The organism is Daejeonella sp. JGW-45 (genome assembly GCF_029360805.1).
Lineage (GTDB): Bacteria > Bacteroidota > Bacteroidia > Sphingobacteriales > Sphingobacteriaceae > Daejeonella.
The window spans coordinates 800,913-825,996 of the sequence record NZ_JARKNC010000010.1; the positions used below are offsets into that span (position 1 = coordinate 800,913).

A 25,084-nucleotide genomic window follows, 5' to 3' on the forward strand; every position below is an offset into this window, starting at 1 on the left:
TCTTAGATTTCTTCAAGTATCTGGTTGGTAAGAGGCTTGCCTATGAATTTAGACACCAGATGGTTTTCCTTGATCCTTTTTATGTCTTTGGGATCCAGAGATGAAGAAAGCACGAAGATTTTCATTAATTCAGGCTTCAGATTAGGAAGTTCCACAAGCGACTTTAAAAATTCAAACCCATTCATTATCGGCATTCGCAAATCCAGGAAAATAACCTCCGGCATATTACTACCTGTAAGTAAAGAGTTGCGTACAAAGTCAAAAGCTTCTTCGGGAGAATCAATCACCGTGATCGTTTCCGCATAATTAGCATTATCCAATATCTTACGATTGATCAGATTATCGATGTGATTATCGTCAATAAGAAGGACATTTTTATATCTGTACGCATTCATCCAACCAAAAATACTAATTCTTTGCGTTTTCGCAAATAGCAGATTCTCAACAGCTATTGAAGAGACAGGGTTCCGGCAAGCTGTTGAAGCGATACTTCGGCTAATTTTGCCTGGTATTGAGCATTGGTGTAACGGGCGCTGGCGTCGATGTAATTTCTTTGAGCTTCCCTGAATTCGAGCGGCGCCACGCTCCCCAGCCTGAATTTCTCCATAGTTATATCAAGGTTTTGTCGTGCAACTTCAAGATTCTGCTGTTCAAGCTTAACCAGTTCCAGGTTGGTCTGAAAGGTTTGATACAAAGAGGTTAGCTGGGCAGAAATATTCTGGTTAAGCTTATTGTACTCAATTCTGGCATTGTCTATCTCAATAGCGGCGGTCTTCTCGTTTCTGTTCTGCAGCATGCCATTGAAAATATTTATGGAGGCGGTCATGCCATAATTAAAGCCCCTGCCAACGGAATTCCTGGCAAACCCGAGCTCGGACGTCGACTTGTTGAAGTTATATCCCGAGTTCAGCGATACCGTAGGATACCGGCCAGCTTTTACCTGTTTCAAGTTCAGTTCGGCTATCCGCTGGTTTATTAACGCAGATTGTAAGGCGGGGTTTTGAAGACTTGCTGCTTTCTGAAGTTCAGGCAGCAGGAGCCTGTTTTGAATAATAATTGTATCCGACACCGTGAAATCGGTCGTAATATCCCGGGCTAATAATTCATTCAGTCTTATTTTAGTGCCGCGATACACATCCTGCTGTCTAAGCAAATTGGTTGTGTCTGTGTTCAGGTCAACCGAGGCTGCGAGGACTTCCAGCTTTGCTGCACGGCCTATAAGGTACCTGTTTTGTGAGTTTTTAAGCCTTAAGCGGGAAATATCAACTGCCCCGTTTAGCGCCTCCAACTGCTGCTGCTGCTGAACAAGATCGTAATAGTTACTTACTACATCTGCCAGGGTTGTCTGAACGGTTAATTTGAAATTGCTTTCGCCCAATTTCTGAAGTTCTTTTAACTGATCGTACCTGGCAAACATAGCCATACCATCAAATATCTGCCAGTTCAATACCGGACCGTAAGCCAGGTTGGAGTTTCTTGCGCCATTCCTTTCTTGCGATTGCCCGCTGGAAAGCGTTTGCTTAGTGTTTGAAATGGTGTTGTTTGTGCTGAAATTTCCTGTCACCACCGGAAGTATCCCCGCGTTAGCCCTGCTTACGTTAGTTTTAGCTATTTCAATATCATTCTTCGTAAGCTTGATATCGTAATTGTTCTCAAGAGCGATCTCCACGGCTCTTTCCAGGGTGAGCCGCTCCTGTGCTTTTAAGCTTACTGAAAACATTGCAGCAAGCAGGTATAACGTTATTCTTTTGAAATTCATTAGTATACGTGTAGAACCCGTTATTGACTATACATGAGCGAGTTCAAGTTTTTCTTCTTTTGATTTAAGTTCACTCTGATCATCATCGTGGAAATCCGGGAGTGGTTTATGCTCCTTTGACCACATGGAGTAGATTGCCGGAATGACGAACAATGTTAATACCAGCGAAAATAATGTACCGCCGATGATGACAATACCCATGCTCATCCTGCTTTTGGCCGCCGCTCCGAGGGCCATAGCGATAGGCAACGCACCAAGCGCAATGGCCAGACTAGTCATTAAGATAGGCCTTAACCGGGCAATCGACGCCTCTACAATGGCCTTCTGTAAAGGTACACCCCGTTCTTTAAGCTGGTTTGCGAACTCGACGATGAGTATACCATTTTTCGTGACGAGTCCTATAAGCATGATCGTACCGATCTGACTGAATATATTCCAGGTCTGTCCGAAAAGCCATAAGGACAGGAACGCCCCTGCTACCGCCATTGGAACAGTGATGATGATGATCAATGGATCTATGAAACTCTCGAATTGAGCCGCGAGGATAAGGTAAACAAGCAGCAGCGCCAAGCCAAAGGCAAAGAGCGTGTTTGACGAGCTTTCCTCGAAATCTCTGGATTCCCCTCCTAAAGCTGTCGTAAAGGTGTCGTCTAAAACTTTATCTGCTATCCGGTCCATGGCCTCAATTCCATCGCCGATACTCTTTCCAGGCGCAAGTCCTGCCGAAACTGTAGCTGACAGAAACCTGTTATTATGATAAAGTTGCGGCGGACTGCTGATTTCTCTGACCGACACCAGGTTATCCAGCTGAATAAGTTGCCCCTGATTGTTTCTGACAAATGTTGAAGTCAGGTCTAAAGGATCGTCACGATCACTTTTGGCATATTGCCCCAATACCTGGTACTGCTTGCCATTCATAATAAAATAGCCGAAACGCTGCCCGCTTAGTGCCAGTTGGAGCGATTGGGCAACATCGAGTACAGAAACGCCAAGACTCTGAGCCTTATCGCGATCAATGCTGACATTGATTTCGGGTTTGTTGAATTTGAGATTTACGTCGCTGCTTGAAAAAGTTGGATCCTGGGCTGCTTCAGTCATGAATAGCGGAATTTTTTCCTGCAACTTGGCGAAGTTAGGTGCCTGGATAATGAATTGTATCGGTAATCCCCCCCTCCGGTTCACTGAAATGGTAGGCTGCTCGGTTACAAGTGCGCGACCGGAAGTGTACTTCCTGGTCATCTTTGTAAGAGAGCTTGCAATTTCCTGCTGGCTGCGCTCGCGTTCGCCCGGTGATGACAGGCCAATACGCATAAATCCCGAGTTTGCAGATCCGGTGCCGCCGAATCCGGGAGATGTATAAACTATATTCACCTCTTTCTCCGGTATCGAATCATTCACCAGCTTTGCCAGATCCAGCATAAACCTGTCCATGTACTCAAAGGTTGCACCTTCTGGTGCACTGGCCTGTACACTGATAAAACTACGATCGTCATAAGGTGCAGTTTCTTTCTGCAGGGTAAACCAGAAAAGCACGATCATGCCAATACATACCGCTATGATAGGGAAACTGATCCATCGTTTAGACATAAAACCTTTTAAGGCGTCACCGTATCCCGTGGTCATCTTTACGAAGTAAGGTTCAGTCATATCATAAAACTTAGACTTCTTCTGTACTCCCGCTTTCATCAGGTAGGCATTCAGCATAGGGGTAAGCGTCAGCGACACAAATGCGGAGATAAGTACTGCTGCTCCGATGACTATTCCGAATTCCCTGAAGAGCCTGCCAACAAAGCCCTCGAGAAATATAACCGGCAGGAAAACTGCGGCAAGGGTGACCGATATCGATATGACGGCCCAGAATATTTCGTTCGATCCTTTTATAGCAGCCTCCATAGGCGACATGCCCTCTTCAACCTTTTTAAAGATATTTTCTGTTACAACTATCCCGTCATCTACAACCAAGCCTGTTGCAAGTACAATAGCTAAAAGCGTCAGTACATTCACCGAAAAGCCGAAAATGTACATGATGAAAAAGGTAGCTATCAGAGAAACAGGGATGTCAATTAAAGGCCGGAATGCGATGCTCCAGTCCCTGAAGAAAAGATAGATGATCAGGATCACCAGAATAAGCGAGATTAAAATTGTCTCAGCTACCTCTATAACCGAATTCTTAATAAAGATGGTGTTGTCAATGGCCGGTTTCAGCTCGATATCCTTAGGAAGCTCCTTTAAGATCTGTTCATACCGTTCATTTACAAGTTTCGCTATCTCAAGATAGTTGGTGCCGGGTTGGGGCGTTATGGCAAGTCCGATCATAGGCGTTCCCGACTCCCTCATGACACTCTCCATGTTTTCAGGCGCCAGGATAGCTTCACCCACATCGCTAAAGCGAGTTATCCGGTTTGAGTCTGTTTTCAGGATCAGGTTATTAAAGCCTTCAACCGTGTTTAAACTACCGATAGTCTTAATTCCAAGCTCTGTATTCTCACCGGTAAGTTTACCCGACGGGAGCTCCACGTTCTGCTGGTTCAGTGCATTCCGGATATCAATAGGAGTAAGGCCATAAGCCGACAGTTTGTTTGGATCTATCCATAACCTCATCGCGAACCGTTTTTCGCCGTATATGCGCAGGCTACTAACTCCCGGAATGGTTTGAAATCGGGGCACTATCGTATTGTCGGCATAGTCACTCAGCTCAAGCGCACTCCGGCGATCACTTTTCATGGTAAAGATCACGATCGGCTGTGAGTCGGCATCTTGCTTGGATACAACCGGCGGCGAATCAATATCGTCAGGAAGGCTTCTTGCCGCCTGTGAAACCTTATCCCTTATATCATTTGCAGCTTCTTCCAGATTCTTGTCGAGTGTGAATTCTACAGAAATATTACTGGACCCCTGGCTGCTTTGGGATGTAATGTTCCGGATGCCATCGATTGAATTTATAGCCTTTTCCAGTGGTTCCGTAATCTGGGACTCAATAACATCCGAGTTTGCGCCAGCATAACTTGTCCTCACGGAAATAATAGGAGGATCTATTGAGGGAAATTCCCTGATACCAAGAAAGGTGAAGCCAATAATCCCGAAAAGAACAAGCACGAGGTTCATGACAATAGTCAGAACCGGTCTTTTTATACTGGTAGATGATAAGCTCATAACATTTAGTTTGCTGTTATTTTTACTCGTACCGGACTATCCCGCTTTAATGCCATGATACCCGTTGTTAAAACGGTGTCGCCTGCTTGTAAGCCCGATGTAACCAGGACTTCTTTTTCCGTGCGGGTGCTGGTTTCGATGATCACCTCTTCAGCTTTGCCATTCCGGCTCACAAATACTTTTTTGCCCTGTTCCACCGGGATAATTGCTTCAGAAGGTATCAGGATGGCATCGCTGATGGTAGCAAGCGGGAGGATAACTTTGGCGAACGAGCCCGGTAACAGATCGCCGGCCGGATTACTCGCCCTGGCCGCTATCTGGAGCGTTCGCGATGTGGCGTTTATGCCTGGATTAATGGCATAAACCCGCGCAGATTGCTGCTTATCCGAACCTGCAGCGGTGAACTGGATCTCAGATCCGTTGCGCATCTGCTGTGCGTACTTTTCCGGTACTGAAAAGATCACTTTGATAGGATCCATACTGATCAGGCTGGCTACAACGGTTGCCGGTGTGATGTATCCGCCAACGGAAACCGACCGAAGACCAATGCGACCGCTGAAAGGTGCAACTACCACGGTCCTGGATATCTGTGCGCGAATCAATTGTGTGGCAGCTTGCAGTGCCCTTTTATCAGCAAGGGCAATGTCGTACTCTTCCTTACTTATAGCTTCTTTTTTTAATAACAGTCCGGCCCGGTATTCTGTTTCGGAAGCCAGTTTCTCACGTGTCAGGGCTTGCGACAATTGTGCCTGAAGTTCAATATCATTTATTTTAAGCAGCACCTGACCCCTTCTTACATTACTGCCTTCCTGGAAATTAAGAGCCTTGATAACCCCCGCAACCTCTGCTCTGATTTCAATTTGTTCGTTAGCTTCAAGCGAGCCGGTTACAGAAAGCGAGTTGGAAAAATTCTTAGGTTGTACTACTATACCGTTCACCGGAACCGGGGGAGCTGCAGCGCCACCGGGAGCCCCTCCTCTGGCTCCACCTCTGCCGCCAGCGCCAGCCTTTTCACTATTAGCTTTAATTCTGTAGGCTACAAAAGCTCCGAAAAGAAGAATTAGAAGTGTATATACGATATACCTGGTTTTCATATAAGGTGGTTGTAAATTTGAGTTGAGCGGAGTTGGTTAGGTACAATATTTAAATAATTATCATGGTCTAGTTCCGTTGAAACTAAAACGTACTGATAGCTGTCTATAGATAAATGAATCAAGCCTTCCGAAAGCTCACCAAAGTGCGTCTTCGCAACAGATGTTAAGGCTTGGGCAAGAGGCTTTTCCATATACTATGTATACAAAGCTATTTGTAAAGATGTAAATTAAGTTGTTGTAGCAAGTATTTTACAGCTTTGTTCCGGCGTCGATTTTAAAACTTAAGCTTAAAGGCTAATTTTGAAAATTATGAGATCTGTAACTTTAATTATTTGTATGTCAATAATGACAATTGCCCTAAACGCCCAGGAAAAAATAGCTTTTAAGGTTTCATTTCCAGCCCCTCAAACTCACTATGCCGAAGTTGAGATGGAGATATCAGGCTTGAAGGGCGACTATATAGATCTTAAAATGCCGGTATGGACTCCCGGATCCTACCTCATCCGGGAATATGCAAAAAATGTCGAAGCTTTCGGTGCTGTTGGCCCCGGAAACAAGCCCCTGACTTTCAATAAGGTGAATAAGAACACTTGGCGGGTCAATACTTCTAAAAGCCAGTCAATCAAGGTAAATTACCGGGTATATTCATTTGAAGTTTCCGTCCGAACCAGCCTGGTCGACGAATCTCACGCATTTCTATCGCCTGCCGGCCTGTTCTTATACCCTGCAGGGAAACTTAACCTGCCTTCAACCGTAACTGTCGTGCCCCATTCGTCATGGACTAAAATATCGACCGGACTGGATAAGGTTCCCGGTAAAAGCAATACGTTCGCCGCAGCAGATTTTGACATCCTGTATGATAGCCCTATTGAAGTAGGTAATCAGGATATTTTTGAGTTCTCCGCTGCCGGCGTTTCACATGAGGTAGCCATGTATGGGGGTGGAAATTATGACAAGGAGGTGCTGAAACGTGATATGGCCAAGATCGTTCACGAACAAACAAAGGTTTTTGGCGTGAACCCGAACAAGCGATATGTATTTATTGTACACAACTTCAATTCGGGTGGCGGCGGACTTGAACATCTGAATTCGACCGTACTGGGTGCATCCCGAAATGCGTACAACACAGGGCCGGGGCTGCTCCGGTTTTTGGCTCTGGTCTCACATGAATATTTTCATTTGTGGAACGTCAAACGGCTAAGACCCATCGCATTGGGACCGTTTAATTATGACGAAGAAAATTATACAACCAATTTGTGGATCGCAGAAGGATTTACGGCCTATTACCAAAACCTGTTTACTACCAGGGCTGGGCTTCAAACTCCGGAGAGTTTTGTTGCCGGACTTGCCACAGCCATTAGCTCTGTTGAAAACCAACCGGGCAATAAGGTACAATCTGTGAGTGAGTCGAGCTTTGATGCCTGGATCAAGCAATATCGCCCTAATGAGAATTCTGCAAATTCTACGATCTCTTATTATAGCAAAGGTTCTTTGATAGCACTCATCCTGGACCTGGAGATCATAAAATCTACGCAAGGCAGGGCTGGCTTGGACGAGGTGATGAAAGCGATGTACGATGAGTATTACGTCAAACAAAAACGTGGTTACACTGACAAAGAGTTTAAAGATATGGCCGAGAAAATAGCCGGCCATTCCCTGGATAATATTTATAACGATTATATAAACGATGTGAAGACCATCGATTATAGCAGATACTTCGAATATGCAGGCCTGAAGATCACGAACGCAAATGCTCGAAGCAATGAGCCTTACCTCGGTGTCACAACCTCCCTAAGAGACGGCAAAATCATTATCACCCAGGTTGCCCGTGGAAGCGGAGCTTGGAATGACGGATTGAACGTTAATGATGAGATATTATCTGTTGACGACTATAAGGTCAAAAAGACGACCGCCGGTTCAAACGAGCTGTTTGCTTATATTACGGACAAGCGTGTTGGTGACAAGGTGAACGTTTCGGTTATCCGCGATGGAATTGAAAAGACCATGGAGGTTTCTTTGTTAAGGAGCCCGGCGCTGCGCTATGTTATTTCAACTGTTGAGAAACCTTCGGACGCACAGCTGGCCGTGAGGAAAAGATGGTTAAAGCTTTAATAAAAAAAGCAGCTTTAAGCTGCTTTTTTTATTATATATCCTTAAAACGTCAGGCGAATAGCTAAGCCTACGTCACCAGTCCAGAAGTTTGTATCCGGTGTAAGTGCCAGACGCGGACGCCAGTCAACTGCCAGGTTTAGAGGAGCACCGTTAATCTTATAGTCAAGGCCCAAAACGCCGTCGGCGCTTAAAAACAATTCGCCGTCAAAGTTGTCTGCTTTGTAAGATCCAACACTCGCACCACCACCATAATACCATAATAAGCCTGGTGCTCCGCCAATTGGATTGTGAACTTCGTAAAGTCCCGTCAGCAGGACACGCCTGAAATTATTGTTGCTTCTGACAGCCAGCGTAAAATCGAGCGCTTTGTTGGCTTGTATAAAGGTTTTAAAACTTACTCCATTGTAGGAGCCTACCCTCACCCCAATAGCATTTTCATAGGATTGGGCGTTGGCGTTTGATCGCGTAATCAATAGCAGCCCGGCAGTCAGGCATAGTAGTAATAACTTTTTCATAATATGTGTTTGTTGTTTTTTGCACTGCCTTTCAAATACAATGCCAGTGCTTAGAGTTTGAATTAAATTTTTTCTTTATAGATAATAATTATACAACGCGGGTTAACTATTAATGGTATTCTCTATATGCAGAAAACCTGAGCTTTTTTGCTTCAGATCCGCCACCCATATTTATCACGGAAATATTTTTTTCAGTGCCGGGTAAGGTAATGGCTATTAACTCGTTGGTAACTGAGTCAAATATACTTCGGGATATATACGGAATCTATTCGAATCTTATTCGGTATTTTCCCTGTTATGTCCGAAGAACATCCGAATAATGTCCGAACAATGTCCGAAGAATAAGCTGATTATTTAAAAAATGTTTACCTGTAATGTGAGGAAAAATCTTTGCGGAAAGCGGGTAGATTTTATGGAATGAGATTTATCAAGGTTTGCAATGAGCTGAACTAAATTTCAGATCAAATTTCTCATACACTTGCTAATTTTCATTAAATTGCTACATTTCCTTTATCAAGCTAGGTATACGCTATGACTGAAATAACCCGGGTTTTCGATCTCCTGAAGCTTTCTGTTGAAAAGTTCGGCAAGGAGGATATAGTTGCTGCTAAAAAGAATGGCCGGTGGGTTAAATATTCAACAAAGCATTTTGTTGATGAAGTGGATGCCATCAGCAGGGGCTTGATCGCCAAAGGGATCAGGAAAGATGACAAAGTTGCCATCATGTCGCCTAACAGGCCTGAATGGAATATATGTGATTTCGGGATCATGCAGATCGGGGCTACTCAGGTTCCCATGTATCCTACCCTGGCAGAGGGCGATATCAAGTTTATTGTAAAAGATGCCGGGATCCGCATTGTATTTGTTTCTGACAAGGTGCTGTACGATAAACTGGACCTGGTAAGGACCCGGGATCAGGTTGACTTTGAGATCTATACATTCGATGAGGTGCCAGGGGTTTCACACTGGAAAGAAATAGTGAACCTGGGTCGGGAAAATGCAACCCTAGACCTCGAGGCATATCGTAGTGAAATTAAGCCGGATGATCTGTTAACCCTGATCTACACTTCAGGCACAACCGGAACTCCCAAGGGAGTTATGTTAACCCATAATAACCTCGTAAGTAATGTGCGGGAATCGTCCAGTTTATATCCTCCAGAATTTAAAAAGGCCCTTAGCTTTTTGCCTCTGTCGCATGTATTCGAACGCATGGTGATCTATATGTACCTTTACCTGGGTATTTCCGTTTATTACGCTCAGAGTACGGAAACAATTGCAGCAGACATAGCGGATGTTAAACCACATGGCTTCACTACGGTTCCGAGGTTACTGGAGAAGGTGTACGACCGTATTGTGGAAAAAGGATCGCAATTAACCGGGATCAAGCGTAAGCTGTTCTTTTGGGCCCTGAACCTTGGGCTTAACTATGAAATGGACGGAAAAAACGGCGTATGGTATGAACTGCAGTTAAAGATCGCCAATAAGCTGATCTTTAATAAATGGCGGGACGCGCTGGGTGGTAATATCTTAGCGATCGTTTCTGGCGGTGCGGCTTTACAGCCCAGACTGGCACGGGTATTCTGGGCGGCTGGTATGCCTGTGCTGGAAGGTTACGGCCTGACAGAGACCTCTCCTGTAATTAACGTAAACGGTCTCAGGAAAGGAGAAGCAAAATTTACAACGGTAGGCAGATCGATCAAGGATGTTGAGGTTAAGATCGCTGAAGACGGGGAGATTCTTTGCAAGGGGCCAAACATAATGAAAGGGTATTACAACCGTCCTGACCTGACTGCAGAGGTGATAGATAAAGATGGGTTTTTCCATACCGGGGATATAGGCGAAATAGTAGATGGTCAATATCTTCGCATTACAGACCGTAAAAAGGAAATATTTAAGACTGCAGGTGGAAAATATATTGCTCCGCAGATGCTGGAGAATAAGTTTAAAGAATCTATTTTTATCGAGCAGGTAATTGTGATCGGTGAGAACCAACGCTTCCCTGCAGCTCTGGTATTGCCATCGTTTGCAACACTGGAAAAATGGTGTGAACGGAAGGGAATTCCCTATACGGTGAACAAGGAAATGATCGGGGAGCCCAGGGTTATTGAGAAGATCTGGTCGGAGATAGAAAAGTACAACCAGGAATTCGGGCATTGGGAGCGGGTAAAAAAGATTGAATTGCTTTCAGAGGAGTGGAGTATCGATGGGGGCGAGCTTACACCAAAATTAAGCCTCCGGAGAAAAGCTATTTTGGAAAAGTACAGAACACAGGTAGAGAAGTTATATAAAAATGCAAGTGAATAAAAAGAAGTCTTCCAATAGTTTAAAAGCGATTATTCTGGCAGTTCTTTTTCTTACGTCATGCGTAGGCGGACAAGTAGGAAGGAATAATAGTGAAGAGTACAGGAATGGAATGGTTGTCTCAGCCCATCCCTCGGCTTCAAAAGTGGGTATCGATATTCTGAAAAAGGGCGGGAATGCGATAGATGCCGCGGTTGCTGTGCAATTTGCGCTCGCGGTAGTTTATCCTTCTGCGGGAAATCTGGGTGGCGGAGGTTTTATGGTGTACCGGTCGGCAGATGGCGAAATTGCAAGCCTTGACTTCAGGGAAAAAGCCCCGGGCAAGGCCAGCAGGGATATGTACCTCGACGAAGCGGGTAATCCCATTACAGTCAAAAGCCTTTATGGTCATCTGGCTGCAGGGGTCCCTGGAAGCGTCGATGGGATGGTTAAAGCCCACGCAAAATATGGTAAATTGTCATGGGCCGAGGTTATTCAGCCGTCGGTAGATCTGGCAAGACGTGGGTTTCCCGTTACTGAAAGGCAGACACGTGATTTTGTAGAAGAACAAGAAGATTTTAAAAAATACAACCCGGGAAAGAGCTATTACATCAAAGACAAATGGGTGCCCGGGGAGCTCTGGGTACAGGATGACCTCGCTAATACGTTGGAACTCATACGCGACAAAGGCCGTGAAGGCTTTTACGAAGGGCCGGTTGCCGATCTTATCGTGGCCGAAATGCAATCGGGTGCGGGTATAATCAGCAAGGAAGACCTGAAAAATTATCAGGCTGTGTGGCGTGAGCCTATAACAGGGAATTATAAAGACTACAAGGTTATTACAGTGCCTCCTCCGTCAAGCGGCGGAATTGCCTTGCTTCAGTTATTAAATTCGGTAGAACCATTCCCGTTAAGGCGCTGGGGATACAATTCAGACTCTACTGTCCAGGTAATGGTAGAGGCCGAGCGCCGCGTGTATGCCGACAGGGCTTCACACCTTGGGGATCCTGATTTCTATAAGGTGCCCCAGAAATACCTGATATTACCTGTGTATTCTAAATTTCGCATGAGTAATTTTAATTGGGATAAGGCTACTCCAAGCACTGATATTAAAGCAGGCGAGGTACCCATGGAAAGTGAGGAGACCACACACTTCTCAATCGTGGATAAAGCCGGAAATGCGGTATCAGTTACTACAACGATAAACGGCAGCTACGGGTCAAAGGTATTTGTAAAAGGTGCCGGTTTCCTTCTCAATAATGAGATGGACGATTTTTCGGTCAAACCAGGATCTCCCAATATGTATGGGCTTTTGGGGGGCGAGGCTAATTCGGTTCAGCCGAACAAGCGAATGCTGAGCGCGATGACACCAACCATCCTGGAAAAGAATGGGGAGCTATTTATGGTTGTGGGTACACCCGGGGGCTCGACCATCATAACTTCGGTATTTCAAACCATTTTAAATGTTATTGAATTCGATAAAAGTATGCAAGCCGCGGTGAGTGCCAAAAGGTTCCACCATCAATGGTTTCCTGACGATATTGCTATGGAGCGGAAGGCGCTTGACAGCATGACGGTTGTGCGGTTAACACAAAAGGGGTATAAATTTAGGGATAGAGGACCGATAGGACGTGTTGATGCAATCCTGAAAACTAAGTGGGGATATTATGAAGGTGGCGCCGATCCGCGGGGAGATGATACTACATTAGGCTGGTAAAATAGATTAACCTAACTTATTGTGACAAGGCATATTCAATAAATTAGTTTCTATAGGGATGTTGCTGAAAGGTAACCTGGCTCATGCCATCCTTTTCATAGATAGCCAGGCAATGCTCTTCTAAGCCTGCACTTATATTCTTGTCGCCCAGAGCCAGATGAGCTGGGTAGGGTTTGCCCTCAGGGAAGAAATATATTCTTGTAGTCCCGTATTTTGTGTGTGGCATATAATTTCCATACTGCTGCATTTCGGCCCAGGGCTCCCCCTTTACCGTCACAGCATATATCCTGATGACCGGGCCTGAATTTTGTTCATTTCTAATGAATGCGACTTCTTTGAAATTACCGTTCAGGTCTTTTATTCCCGGCTCGTTCGCTACATTCCAGATCATAACGGCGATTATTACAAGAACGGCAAGGATTATATAAGTTTTCTTGTTTTTCATGGGAGGTAGGTATTAGGTATTAGGTATTAGGTGTTAGGTGTTAGGTGTTAGGTGTTAGGGTTGGTCCTGACGTCTAAAACCAAATCCCCTAAGATAGAAGTTTAATTTCATATCGCTGTTGTTTATAGGCGTTAGGTTTAGGTACAGTTCGGTCCTAACATCTATTGCCTAGAACCTCATACCTAATAATAAAATCCAATAAAATCCTTGCATATTAAATTTCTATTTATAAATTTGTTATGCTTGCATAGCAATTGATGAATGAGACCGGAAGAAACTGTTGATTATTTTTTGAAGATCGTTTGGCAAACCGTAGCCAATAAATACAATCAGATAGCTGCGGAGTATGGTATCACACAAGCACTTGGCTATATGCTCATAAACATTCATGAAGAAGGCACAACAGTTTCCCAGATAGCAAGTCTGTCGGGAGTGAAGTCGACCAGCCTTTCCAGGATGTTAAACAATATGCAGGATCTGGGATTAATATACCGTGAGACAGATCCGGAAGATAAAAGATCCGTAAAGATCTTTTTAACTCCATTCGGCGTTGAAAAGCGGCAGATAGCAAAGGATGTGGTTAAGAAATTCAATGAATACCTGAACGCACATTTATCCGACAAAGAGCGCCTTCAATTGATAAAAAGCCTTAATAAAATAAATCAACTAACCTTTGATTATAAACCTCAGTAATGCTATCCGCCGCCCGGTGGATAGTATTACTTGAAATTAAATTAAGATGAAACGATCTATCAGAAAAGTAGCGGTGCTGGGTTCGGGTATTATGGGCTCACGGATAGCATGCCACTTTGCCAATATAGGGGCAGAAGTACTGCTGCTCGACATAGTACCTAAAGAAATTACAGAAGAAGAACAGGCGAAGGGAATTACACTGGACAATAAGACTTTCAGAAATAAGATCGTCAATGCAGCTCTCGAGAACACAATAAAATCCAATCCTTCAGCTATTTATAGTAAAAAGGTTCTTTCTAATATAACGACCGGCAATTTCGAAGATAATATGAAAGATATTGCTTCGTGCGATTGGGTGATTGAGGTCGTTGTGGAGCGGCTCGACATTAAGAAGCAGATCTACGATCAGGTTGAAAAATTCAGAACCCCTGGAACCCTCGTTAGTTCAAACACCTCCGGGATACCCATTCACCTCATGGCAGAAGGGCGTTCTGAAGATTTTCGTGCTCATTTCTGCGGGACACATTTTTTTAATCCGCCACGTTACCTGCGCCTGCTCGAGATCATACCCGGGCCGGAGACTAAACCCGGGCTTATCGACTTTCTGATGCATTACGGTGATAAGTTTCTCGGTAAAACCACGGTTCTCTGCAAAGATACTCCGGCCTTTATTGCAAATCGTGTGGGTGTATATTCTATTATGGCCCTGCTTCACCTGGTAGAGAAAATGGACCTTACGGTGGAGGAAGTCGATAAATATACCGGCCCTGCTCTCGGGCGGCCGAAATCTGCGACCTTCAGAACAACGGATGTCGTTGGGCTTGATACCATGATCAATGTTGCGGGCGGTCTGTATAATAACCTTCCCGACGATAAGGCGCATGAATTGTTTGAGCTGCCCGGCTATGTGAAGAAGATGCAGGAGAATAAGTGGTTTGGCGATAAAACCAAACAGGGCTTTTATAAGAAGGTAAAGGGTGAAGATGGTAAATCAGAGATCCTTGCGCTTGACCTGAAAACATTTGAATATAAACCACAGCAAAAAATAAAATCGGCGACGCTGGATGCCACGAAGTTGGTAGAAGATCTCCGCGAGAGGATGAAAGTGTTTGCTAAGGGGACTGACAAGGCCGGCGACTTTTTCCGGAGCTCATTCTTTGGACTATTTGAGTACGTATCTGACCGCATACCTGAGATTTCTGATGAGTTATACCGGATTGACGATGCGATGCGCGCCGGCTTTGGCTGGGAACTCGGGCCATTTGAGGTTTGGGATGCTATAGGCGTTAAAGAATCAATTGAAGGAATGGAGAAGTATGGCCATCATGCAGCATCGTGGGTACATGAAATGCTCGCCGGGGGCAACGCTTCATTTTATAAGGTGGAGAATGGCAGGAAGCATTATTACGATATCCCTTCAAAATCATATAAAGCTGTCCCGGGAACTGATGAATTTATTATTCTGGATAACATCCGTGAGAGTAAAACCCTGTGGAAAAATTCCGGCACCTCGGTCATCGACCTGGGCGATGGAATACTTAACCTGGAGATCCATACCAAGATGAATACGATAGGAGGAGAGGTGATCCAGGGACTAAATAAAGCGATCGAGCTTGCAGAAAAGGACTACCGCGGCTTAGTTATTGGGAATGATGGCGCAAACTTCTCGGCGGGTGCAAATATTGGGATGATCTTCATGGCTGCTGTAGAACAGGATTGGGATGAAATAAATATCGCCATCCGGATGTTTCAGAATGCGATGATGCGGGTCCGGTATTCAGCTATACCCGTTGTGGCTGCTGCACATAACCTGACGCTTGGGGGGGGATGCGAATTATGCCTGCATGCAGATCACGTTCAGACCAGCGCCGAAACATATATGGGCCTGGTGGAGTTTGGAGTGGGATTAATTCCGGGAGGAGGAGGTTCTAAGGAATTTGCTTTGCGGATCTCCGATGAATTTAAGGAAGGGCAGATCGAACAGATGACACTCAGGGATCGTTTCTTAACCATTGGAATGGCAAAGGTGTCTACTTCTGGTGTAGAAGCCTGCGAACTCGGCTATCTGCAGAAGGACAAATATAGCATTACCATGAACCGCAGCAGGCTCATTTCTGACGCTAAAGAAAAGGCCATAGAACTCGCTGATGCGGGCTATACTAAGCCGGTTCAGAGAAAAGATATCCGGGTTTTAGGAAAACAGGGAATGGGTATCGTTTATGCAGGTGCAAACTCAATGTTTGCCGGGAATTTTATTTCTGAACATGATAAGAAAATCTCTGAGAAGCTGGGTTACGTATTATGCGGTGGTGATTTGTCAGCACCGACACTGGTTTCAGAACAGTATTTACTTGACTTGGAGCGGGAGGTTTTTCTGTCGCTTTGTGGGGAAAAGAAAACACTTGAGCGGATACAGTCGATATTGACAAAAGGAAAGCCGCTGAGGAATTAGTACATAGTAGTTAGTACATAGTAGTTAGTACATAGTAGTTAGTACCGAGTAGTTAGTACAGAGTATTTAGTACGTAGTAGTTAGACACACTGACGATGCATAAGTATAAGGAATTAAAATTATGGCAAAAGTCCATTGACTTGGTAACGAGAGTGTATGCTTTGACCCGTAATTTTCCTCAGTTAGAAAAATTTGGCCTGGTGTCGCAGATCAATCGCTCTGCTGTATCCATTCCTTCTAATATTGCCGAGGGGGCAGGGCGTAACTCTGATAAAGAATTTGTCCAATTTTTGGCTTTTGCACATGCATCATCCTATGAACTTGAGACCCAGTTGATCATTTCAAATAAACTGGAATATATATCGTCTGAAGACCTGGTTGATCTTACGGATCAGCTCACAGAGCTTCAAAAAATGAATTTTGCTATACAATTAAAGCTTAAGCAGAAAATTTAGGCACAGTACTAAGTACTAACTACTAGGTACTAAATACTAAATACTATACAATGGAAGAAGCATATATAATAGCCGCCTATCGTACAGCAGTTGGCAAAGCCCCAAGGGGAGTATTCCGCTTTACCCGTGCTGATGATTTAGCGGCAGAAGTAATAAGAAACCTGGTTGCCTCGGTCCCTAACCTGGACAAGGAGCAGATCGACGATGTAATTGTGGGTAATGCTACCCCGGAAGCGGAGCAGGGTTTAAATGTTGCCCGGATGATATCCCTGATGGCACTGGATACCGATAAGGTTCCAGGCATGACGGTTAACAGGTACTGTGCTTCAGGCCTGGAAACTATAGCTATTGCTTCGGCTAAGATCAGGAGCGGTATGGCCGACTGTATTGTTGCAGGGGGGGTAGAAATTATGTCCGGTATGCCTTTCGGCGGATGGAAGCTGGTGCCCAACGCTGATGTGGCGAAAAATCATCCGGATTGGTACTGGGGAATGGGGCTTACTGCCGAGGCTGTTGCTAAAGAGTATAAGGTAAGCAGGGAGGATCAGGACGAATTTTCACTCAGGTCGCATCAAAAAGCTATTGCAGCGATTAAGAATGGACATTTGAAAGAAGGCGTTCTTCCAGTTACTGTAAAAGAGAACTACCTGGATGAAAACCTCAAAAAGAAGACCAGGGAGTATATTGTGGATACAGATGAGGGGCCGAGGGCGGATACCGCGCTGGATAAACTGGCGAAGCTAAAACCAGTCTTCGCTGCCGGCGGATCTGTGACTGCCGGAAATTCGTCCCAAACTTCTGACGGAGCAGCATTCGTGCTTGTGGTTTCGGAGAGTATGCTTAAAAAGCTAAATGTACAGCCTATTGCGAGATTAGTAAGTTATGGTGTTGCTGGCGTACCGCCGAGAATTATGGGTATTGGCCCGATCGACGCGATCCCGTTGGCACTCAAGAAAGCTGGAATGAAAAAAGAACAGCTGGACCTGATTGAGTTAAACGAGGCATTTGCATCACAGTCCCTGGCCATCATCAGGGCCCTTGATCTGGATCAGGACATACTGAATGTGAACGGCGGTGCTATTGCATTAGGCCACCCGCTTGGCTGTACCGGTGCAAAGCTGTCGGTGCAATTATTTAACGAACTGAAAAGAAGAGAGAAGAAATACGGTATGGTAACGATGTGTGTAGGAACCGGGCAAGGAGCAGCGGGGATATTTGAGATGCTTTAGAGAGCAAGGAATATGGAGCAAAGAGCAAGGACTATGGCCGTTAACTATATAATTTGTAGCACGAATGAGTTTGGAGAGCAGATAATAGATTAGAAGATGTATTATGAAAATATTTATAAATGACGTATTTAATTTTCTCTCTATGCACAACTTTAGAAAGCTTGCCGTCTGGGAAAATGCAATGGTGCTTGCCAAGGATGTTTATTCGATAACTTCCACATACCCAAAAGAGGAAAAATATGGATTGGTATCACAAATTAACAGATGCTGTGTTTCAGTTCCTTCAAATATTGCAGAGGGCTCCTCCAGGTCTTCTAGCAAAGAATTCTCACACTTCATCAAAATATCATTAGGGTCTCTATTCGAATTGGAAACACAGTTGATATTATCAAAGGACTTTGGAATTATTAGCGATGAAACACTTGGAACTTTAACACCAAAAGTTGTTTCACTACAGAAAATGTTATCACAATTTTTAAAAACACTTCAGTAAATATACTAACAGAACATGTTGGAGAGATACATTTCAAATTACCTGCATTTATCCTTATTCTTTGCTCTATGTTCCTTAATCAATCAGTAACCAAATGGAAGCATTAAATAATAAATCGATCCGGGGCGGAGAATTCATCATCCGCGAGACTTCTTATAAAGATATCTTTATTCCTGAAGAATTTGATGAGGAGCAGCTGATGATCAGGAAAACCTGTGAGGATTTTCTGGAGTCCGAAGTTTATCCTAACCTGGATAGAATTGACACACAGGAAGAGGGTTTAATGGAAAGCCTGATGAATAAGGCTGGCGAACTCGGATTGCTTGCCGTGTCTATCCCGGAAGAATATGGAGGCTTTGGGAAAAACTTTAACACCTCTATGCTGGTAGCTGATTCCATCGGCCCGGGTTGTTCATTTGCGGTAGCTCTTTCCGCTCATACGGGCATCGGTACCCTGCCTATCCTGTATTACGGAAATAAGGATCAAAAAGATAAATACATACCCAAGCTGGCTTCAGGCGAATGGAAAGCGTCCTATTGCCTTACGGAACCTAATTCAGGTTCTGATGCGAATTCAGGCCGGACAAAGGCGGTGCTGAATGCTGAAGGAACGCATTATCTGATCAACGGACAGAAGATGTGGATCACCAATGGCGGTTTTGCCGATATCTTTATTGTCTTTGCCAAGATAGATGACGACAAGAACCTTTCAGCATTTATAGTTGAAAAGGAATTCGGTGGAATAACAATGAACCCGGAAGAGCATAAGATGGGGATCAAAGGCTCTTCTACCCGCCAGATTTTCTTTAACGATTGTGCTGTGCCGGTAGGGAACCTGCTTTCAGAAAGAGAAAATGGCTTTAAAATAGCGGTTAATATTCTCAATATCGGAAGGATTAAATTAGGCGTAGCGGCAATCGGTTCATCGCGGAGGGTGTTAGACCAGGCCATTAACTATGCTAATGAGCGCATTCAGTTTAATCTTCCTATTTCAAAGTTTGGCGCCATCCGTTATAAACTGGCGGAAATGGCTGCGCGGAACTTCGCCATAGAAAGCGCAGCCTATCGCGCGGGCCAAAACATTGATGACGCCTACGATAGCCTTGTCGCCGAGGGGATGGATCCGTCGAAAGCCAAGTTAAAGTCTACCGAAATGTTCGCGGTAGAGTGTGCTATTTTAAAAGTATGGGGCTCTGAAATGCTGGATTATATTGTGGATGAGGGTGTTCAGATCTACGGTGGTATGGGCTATTCAGCGGATGCTCCGATGGACCGTGCTTATCGCGACAGCCGTATCAACAGGATATTTGAGGGAACAAATGAGATCAACCGGCTGCTTATCCTTGATATGCTTTTGAAGCGTGCGCTTAAAGGCGAACTCGACCTGATGACTCCTGCTCAGGCCGTTGCCGGCGAATTGATGTCAATCCCTGATTTTGGTGAAGAGGATGACGCTCTTTTTGCAGCTGAAAAGAAGATCCTGGCTAATTTAAAGAAAGCGGGCTTAATGATTGCCGGCGCTGCAGTTCAGAAACTGATGATGACACTCTCCAGGGAGCAGGAGATCATTATGAATATCTCAGATATCATTGGCTATGTCTACGTCGCTGAATCTACAATTCTAAGGGTCGAAAAGCTGGTTAGCATGAGAGGTGAGGATGCCTGTAAAGGTCAGCTGGATATGATGCGGATCTATTTGTACCAGGCGGTCGACCAGGTCGCTGTCGCCGGAAAAGAAGCATTATACTCCTTCGCCGAGGGCGATGAATTGAGAATGATGCTCGTGGGACTTCGAAGATTTACCAAAGTTGAACCGTTTAATATCAAAGAAACGAGGCAACGGGTAGCAAAGCAATTGATTGAAGCGAATAAATACTGTTATTAAGTTGAAAGTTGAGAGATGAAAACTGAAAACTGAAAGTGGGAAACGTACCTAACGTGTAAGGTATCGGGCCAGGCCGGATATAGCTAGTCATTTCTACACCATGGTTCGATAGCAGGACACTTTCAGTTTTCCACTTTCAGCTAACAAAAAAGCACCCATGCAGCGCATACCGCGCTGCATGGGTGCTTTTTTGTTAAATAATGTTAATCCTTACTTTTTAAACTTTAAAAGGATAAATTTGCAGCTTGATAAAATTAGCACAGAATTATTATTGCATGAAATTTAGATATCTACTATTACTGATCCTTCCTCTTTTGGTGCTTGCAGCTGCGTGCGGAAAAAAATGTAACGAAGAAAAGCAGGTTAACATTGATGACTCAACTATACTTAAGTTTATAAGTGATAAAGGTATTGTTGCGCAGAAGCATCCAAGCGGTATTTATTACCAGATACTGAGCACGGGCACGGGAAATCTATCCTATACAGCAAATACAACGGTAAGTACCAAATATGTAGGTCGATTGCTGGATGGTTCTGTATTTGACGGACCAACAAGTCAGCCGATCACCTTCCAGCTGGGCGGCGTGATCACAGGGTGGCAGATCGGTATTCCGCTGATCCAAAAAGGGGGGAAGATAAGATTGCTGATCCCGTCAGGCCTGGCTTATGGATGTGATGGCCAGGGGCCAATTCCTTCCAATGCAGTTCTCGATTTTGAAGTTGAACTGGTAAACGCGACAAATTAATATAGACAATGAGGCAATTCTTTAAATATGCATTACCCGGATTCCTTTTGCTAAGCATAATAGTAGCTTGCGAAAAGGAGTACGAAACTATCGAGAGTCTTGATAGTAAAAATGTCAAAGCTTATATCCAGGCTAACAAGCTAAATGTTACTGAATATGAGAATACTGGTATTTATTATGAGGTTACGAGCCCGGGCTCAGGGCCGGATGTCGCATATTCCGATCAGATACCGCTGGTATTCACCATCAAATCTCTTGATGGCAAGTATACTTCAGTTGATACCTTTGCTTCGGGTAACAGGTACTACCAGTATCTTGGATACTTTAATCTGGAGGGTGTGCGTGTAGGTATAAAGGAGGTTCTTAAGAAAACATCCGGTAGTATCCGAATGCTTATTCCATCGCGTTTGGCATTTGGCAGGAATGGCTATGGGAATATTCCTGGCAATGCTTCACTGGATATAACCGTCCGGGTACTTAATAAAAGTAAGATCGCCGTTTATGACGATATAAGTATTCAAAAATACATGACCGCCAACAGCCTGACAGGTTTTACAAAGACTAGCACAGGACTATATTATAAGATCACAGATCCAGGTAATGGAAGTCCGATAACCATAGATTCTACAGTCGTTGCCGAATATACCGGAAAATATTTTAACGGGGTGATCTTTGATAAAACAGCTGTTGGAGCTGGGACAACTTTCGATCTTAACGGAGATATAGATGCCAGCAGTGAACCTATTCAGGGATGGAAGCAAGCTCTGCCTCTGATCAAACAGGGTGGCAGCATTCGTGTGTTAGTTCCCTCGTCGCTCGCTTATGGTTTGGAGGGCACACAATCGGGAGTTCCTGCATTTTCCTGTATGGACTTTGACATAAAAGTTACTGACGTGAAGCAGCAGTAGATTAATTCTGCATCCGGGTTCATGATCTACAAGAAGCACATTTTTATTTGCACCAATCAGCGTCCGCCGGGTGCGCGGGTATCCTGCGGTGAGGAACATGGATCAGCTCTCACTGCCGAGTTTAAGAAGATCATGAAAAATAAGGGGCTCACCATCGATATGCGGGCCCAGCGAACCGGGTGCTGCGAGCTTTGTGAACACGGTCCGATAGTGGTTGTATACCCTGAGGGAGTCTTTTACGGAAAAGTGCAGCTCAGCGACGTAGAAGAGATCATTCACGACCACCTGGAGAATGACCGCATAGTGGAACGGCTGGTAATTAGCAATAGATAATTAACAAATTAGATTAATTAGCTAATTACTAATGTCCGGTTAAAAGATTTTGCTTTTCGACCGCGAAGCAATGTCATTACGTTAAAGGATTCAGGATTTTGGGTGACATTGTTTCATCGAGTGGTCTGTAGATAACGATAGATAGCCGACCCCGAAGGAGTCGCATGTTTATAGATGAATGTCGCTGTTTACGCACGACCCCGAACGTGGTCATATATGCCAGATTGAATGATAATGTGTTTATCACATGCGACCCCGTCCGAACGGTGTTCTCCGGGCGGGCACCTTCGGGGTCTGGAAAACGCACTGAATATTTTTCTATAAACATTTGACTCCTTCGGAGTCAGCGAATCTGTCTTAAGATGTTGCATTAAACAAAAGGACATCAAAATTCTTTAATGGCATTGCACCTTCGGGGTCGGAAATCAGTTTCAACGTTACCCGGACACTATTGATTAGTAAATTGGCAGGGACGGATAAAAATCCGTTAGTTACCTGGAGTTAAATTTGCTCATTTCCAAATTAACTACTGATATAACTCTGCAGCTGCTCGATCGTTTGCTTCTGATCCTCAATGACAAATTTAACGAGGTCGCCGATCGATACCATTCCGCCAACCATTCCGTCTTCAACAATAGGCAGATGCCGGATATGTTTGTTAGTCATGATCTGCATACACTGGTCAATGCTCGAATTCAAGCTAATGGTTTCAAGTTTCGCCGTCATGACCTCTTTGATCAGGGTTTCTTTCGACGACTTACCCTTAAGAATGATCTTCCGCGCGTAGTCGCGTTCTGTAAAAATCCCTTTTAATTGATCAGATTCCATTACCAGCAGCGCGCTGATGTTTTTATCCATCATCACTTGAAGGGCGTCGAGAACCGAGGTAGTGGGGCTTACTGAATGAATCGCATTTGATTTATTCTGGAGAATGTGTTTTACAGTTTTCATAACATGACAATTAGCTTCAAATAAATATAAATAAAAAAAACCAAAAATGTTTGAGGTCAAAATATCTCCGACTTTATACCTCCGACCTCATATTTGACACCTCACACCTCCAGGTGTCATAAGCGTCAATATTTAAAATCTTACAAGAAAATGATCATAAATGTCAATTTTAACAGCGTAATTTGAATAAAATTTAAGCTAAGCCAGGATTGGCTTATTCTCTTCATAACAAATAAGTGCCTGTAGGGCATTTAGCAACATCGGGAGCTATTTGTATAGCTGGAAAATATGAGTGTTAAAACCATTTTAGTTTGGTTTAGAAAAGATCTGCGAATTCACGACAATGAAATACTGGCTGAGGCGGTGCGTAAAGGTGAGACCGTAGTTCCTGTCTACTGCTTCGATCCGCGCCAGTTCGAAACTACTTCCTTTCAAACACTTAAGACGGGTGCTATACGGACGAAATTTCTCCTTGAATCTGTGGCCGATCTTAAACGTTCTCTTCAAAAACTGGGAGGAGATTTGATTATCAGGATAGGAAAACCAGAGGCTATCCTGCCTGAACTGGTTACTAAATATGGAGTTACCGAAGTGTATCACCACAGGGAAGTGGCGTCTGAAGAGACCCGCATTTCTGCTGATGTTGAAAATGCACTCTGGAGACTGAAGATAAACCTTAAGCATTTTATCGGGCATACGCTTTATCATAAGGAGGATCTTCCTTTTCCCATAAACAATATTCCGGACGTGTTTTCTTCTTTCCGTAAGAAAATAGAGCGTGATAGTTCTGTACGAACATGTACTGAATCCCCGGAGGCGGTTATAGTACCTGAAAATATGGAAGCAGGGGAGCTCCCTTCACTGGCCGACCTTGGAATTACAGAGTCTGCGGGCGCTGACGACCGCTCTGTGATGAAATTCAAAGGTGGCGAAACAGAAGCCCTAAAGCGCATGCACGACTATTTCTGGGAAACAGATGCGGTCAGAAGCTACAAGCAAACCAGGAACGGTTTATTAGGTGCCGACTACTCTTCCAAGTTTTCAGCATGGATCGCTCTCGGCTGCCTGTCGCCGCGGGAGGTGTATTGGGAGATAAAGAAATATGAAAAAGAGAGGGGGGCGTCCGATTCCACGTATAGCTTATTTCTACAGTTACTCTGGCGGGATTATTTCCGCTTCATGTTTAAGAAATATGGAAATAAATTCTTTCAGAAGATCGGCTTCAAAGGCATAGCTCCTGAGGAGGGGGCAAATCAGCAGGAGCTTTTTGAGTTATGGAAAGATGGCAGAACAGGTACCCCGTTTATAGACGCAAATATGCGCGAGCTTAATGCCACAGGGTTTATGAGTAATCGCGGGCGACAAAACGTTGCGAGTTTTCTTGTTAAGGACCTGAAAGTTAATTGGATGTGGGGAGCAGCGTATTTCGAAGAGAAGCTGATCGACTATTGTCCGGCCAATAACTGGGGGAATTGGGCTTATGTGGCCGGGGTTGGAAATGACCCTAAAGAATATCAGCATTTCAACGTATTAAAGCAAGCCAAGGAATTCGATCCTCAGGGCGATTATGTGCGTCTGTGGATCCCGGAATCGGATTCAATTGAAGGAGCGGTGATCGGTGAGCAGTGATCGGTAATCAGTGATCGGTAATCGGTAATCGGTAATCAGTATTCAGAAACCGGGCTCCTTAGAACGTACTGCTTACCGATTACCAATTACCATCAGTATTCAGTGATAAGAAACCGGGCTCGTTATTAAGTATCCTACTGCTTACCGATTCCCCATTTCCGATCACCCATTCCCCCCTTCCCGATTAACGTAACCGCTTCACTAAACGTGTTACACGTTATTTTTAAAATACAGA

General features: G+C 44.4%; 20 protein-coding genes. 13 read left to right on the top strand and 7 right to left on the bottom strand.

Annotated features, from left to right (window positions below; translation table 11 throughout):
- Positions 1 to 2: 2 nt before the first annotated feature.
- From P2W76_RS17220 to P2W76_RS17235, 4 genes are read right to left on the bottom strand one after another with little or no spacing between them, the layout of a single operon-like run.
- A complete protein-coding gene (locus P2W76_RS17220) occupies positions 3 to 395 on the bottom strand; it encodes a response regulator (protein WP_276349141.1) in 393 nt (130 codons plus the stop codon).
- A gap of 53 nt (positions 396 to 448) precedes the next feature.
- Positions 449 to 1,759, bottom strand: a complete 1,311-nt coding sequence (locus tag P2W76_RS17225; protein ID WP_276349142.1) for a TolC family protein — start codon at positions 1,757 to 1,759, stop codon at positions 449 to 451.
- A 27-nt stretch (positions 1,760 to 1,786) separates the two neighbouring features.
- Positions 1,787 to 4,912, bottom strand: coding sequence for an efflux RND transporter permease subunit (locus P2W76_RS17230; protein ID WP_276349143.1), 3,126 nt, complete (start codon positions 4,910 to 4,912; stop codon positions 1,787 to 1,789).
- 5 nt (positions 4,913 to 4,917) lie between these two features.
- Positions 4,918 to 6,006, bottom strand: a complete 1,089-nt coding sequence (locus P2W76_RS17235; RefSeq protein WP_276349144.1) for an efflux RND transporter periplasmic adaptor subunit — start codon at positions 6,004 to 6,006, stop codon at positions 4,918 to 4,920.
- A 336-nt stretch (positions 6,007 to 6,342) separates the two neighbouring features.
- Between P2W76_RS17235 and P2W76_RS17240 the strand changes: the two genes are divergently transcribed.
- On the top strand, positions 6,343 to 8,118 hold the full coding sequence (locus tag P2W76_RS17240) for a PDZ domain-containing protein (RefSeq protein ID WP_276349145.1): 1,776 nt from the start codon (positions 6,343 to 6,345) through the stop codon (positions 8,116 to 8,118).
- 41 nt (positions 8,119 to 8,159) lie between these two features.
- On the opposite strand, the gene P2W76_RS17245 is transcribed toward P2W76_RS17240, so the two are convergent.
- Positions 8,160 to 8,633, bottom strand: coding sequence for a hypothetical protein (locus tag P2W76_RS17245; RefSeq protein WP_276349146.1), 474 nt, complete (start codon positions 8,631 to 8,633; stop codon positions 8,160 to 8,162).
- A gap of 531 nt (positions 8,634 to 9,164) precedes the next feature.
- On the opposite strand from P2W76_RS17245, the gene P2W76_RS17250 reads away from it, so the two are divergent.
- Complete coding sequence (locus P2W76_RS17250; RefSeq protein ID WP_276349147.1) at positions 9,165 to 10,937, top strand: long-chain fatty acid--CoA ligase; 1,773 nt, start codon at positions 9,165 to 9,167, stop codon at positions 10,935 to 10,937.
- Positions 10,930 to 12,630: a gamma-glutamyltransferase gene (gene ggt, locus P2W76_RS17255; protein ID WP_276349148.1), complete on the top strand. Its 1,701-nt coding sequence runs from the start codon at positions 10,930 to 10,932 to the stop codon at positions 12,628 to 12,630. The genes P2W76_RS17250 and ggt overlap by 8 nt, the downstream gene beginning before the upstream one ends.
- Positions 12,631 to 12,673: 43 nt before the next feature.
- On the opposite strand, the gene P2W76_RS17260 is transcribed toward ggt, so the two are convergent.
- Positions 12,674 to 13,075, bottom strand: coding sequence for a hypothetical protein (locus tag P2W76_RS17260; protein WP_276349149.1), 402 nt, complete (start codon positions 13,073 to 13,075; stop codon positions 12,674 to 12,676).
- Between the two features lie 261 nt (positions 13,076 to 13,336).
- Between P2W76_RS17260 and P2W76_RS17265 the strand changes: the two genes are divergently transcribed.
- From P2W76_RS17265 to P2W76_RS17305, 9 genes are all read left to right on the top strand, one after another.
- Complete coding sequence (locus P2W76_RS17265; RefSeq protein ID WP_276349150.1) at positions 13,337 to 13,768, top strand: MarR family transcriptional regulator; 432 nt, start codon at positions 13,337 to 13,339, stop codon at positions 13,766 to 13,768.
- A 46-nt stretch (positions 13,769 to 13,814) separates the two neighbouring features.
- Positions 13,815 to 16,220 carry a 3-hydroxyacyl-CoA dehydrogenase/enoyl-CoA hydratase family protein gene (locus P2W76_RS17270; protein WP_276349151.1) on the top strand — a complete coding sequence of 802 codons (2,406 nt, stop codon included), beginning with the start codon at positions 13,815 to 13,817 and terminating at the stop codon, positions 16,218 to 16,220.
- A gap of 95 nt (positions 16,221 to 16,315) precedes the next feature.
- Entirely contained in the window at positions 16,316 to 16,675 is a 360-nt protein-coding gene (locus P2W76_RS17275; RefSeq protein WP_276349152.1) for a four helix bundle protein, read from the top strand.
- Between the two features lie 50 nt (positions 16,676 to 16,725).
- On the top strand, positions 16,726 to 17,904 hold the full coding sequence (locus P2W76_RS17280) for an acetyl-CoA C-acyltransferase (protein ID WP_276349153.1): 1,179 nt from the start codon (positions 16,726 to 16,728) through the stop codon (positions 17,902 to 17,904).
- A 103-nt stretch (positions 17,905 to 18,007) separates the two neighbouring features.
- Positions 18,008 to 18,397, top strand: a complete 390-nt coding sequence (locus P2W76_RS17285) for a four helix bundle protein (RefSeq protein WP_276349154.1) — start codon at positions 18,008 to 18,010, stop codon at positions 18,395 to 18,397.
- 94 nt (positions 18,398 to 18,491) lie between these two features.
- The gene (locus P2W76_RS17290; RefSeq protein WP_276349155.1) at positions 18,492 to 20,282 is read left to right on the top strand and encodes an acyl-CoA dehydrogenase family protein; all 1,791 of its coding nucleotides are present in this window, start codon (positions 18,492 to 18,494) and stop codon (positions 20,280 to 20,282) included.
- Between the two features lie 275 nt (positions 20,283 to 20,557).
- On the top strand, positions 20,558 to 21,028 hold the full coding sequence (locus P2W76_RS17295) for an FKBP-type peptidyl-prolyl cis-trans isomerase (RefSeq protein ID WP_276349156.1): 471 nt from the start codon (positions 20,558 to 20,560) through the stop codon (positions 21,026 to 21,028).
- 8 nt (positions 21,029 to 21,036) lie between these two features.
- Positions 21,037 to 21,936: an FKBP-type peptidyl-prolyl cis-trans isomerase gene (locus P2W76_RS17300; RefSeq protein WP_276349157.1), complete on the top strand. Its 900-nt coding sequence runs from the start codon at positions 21,037 to 21,039 to the stop codon at positions 21,934 to 21,936.
- A 21-nt stretch (positions 21,937 to 21,957) separates the two neighbouring features.
- A complete protein-coding gene (locus P2W76_RS17305; RefSeq protein ID WP_276349158.1) occupies positions 21,958 to 22,269 on the top strand; it encodes a (2Fe-2S) ferredoxin domain-containing protein in 312 nt (103 codons plus the stop codon).
- 522 nt (positions 22,270 to 22,791) lie between these two features.
- On the opposite strand, the gene P2W76_RS17310 is transcribed toward P2W76_RS17305, so the two are convergent.
- Entirely contained in the window at positions 22,792 to 23,220 is a 429-nt protein-coding gene (locus P2W76_RS17310) for a CBS domain-containing protein (protein WP_276349159.1), read from the bottom strand.
- A 288-nt stretch (positions 23,221 to 23,508) separates the two neighbouring features.
- On the opposite strand from P2W76_RS17310, the gene P2W76_RS17315 reads away from it, so the two are divergent.
- Positions 23,509 to 24,849 (top strand): DASH family cryptochrome, encoded by a 1,341-nt coding sequence (locus P2W76_RS17315; protein WP_276349160.1) that lies wholly within the window; start codon positions 23,509 to 23,511, stop codon positions 24,847 to 24,849.
- The last annotated feature ends 235 nt before the right edge of the window (positions 24,850 to 25,084 follow it).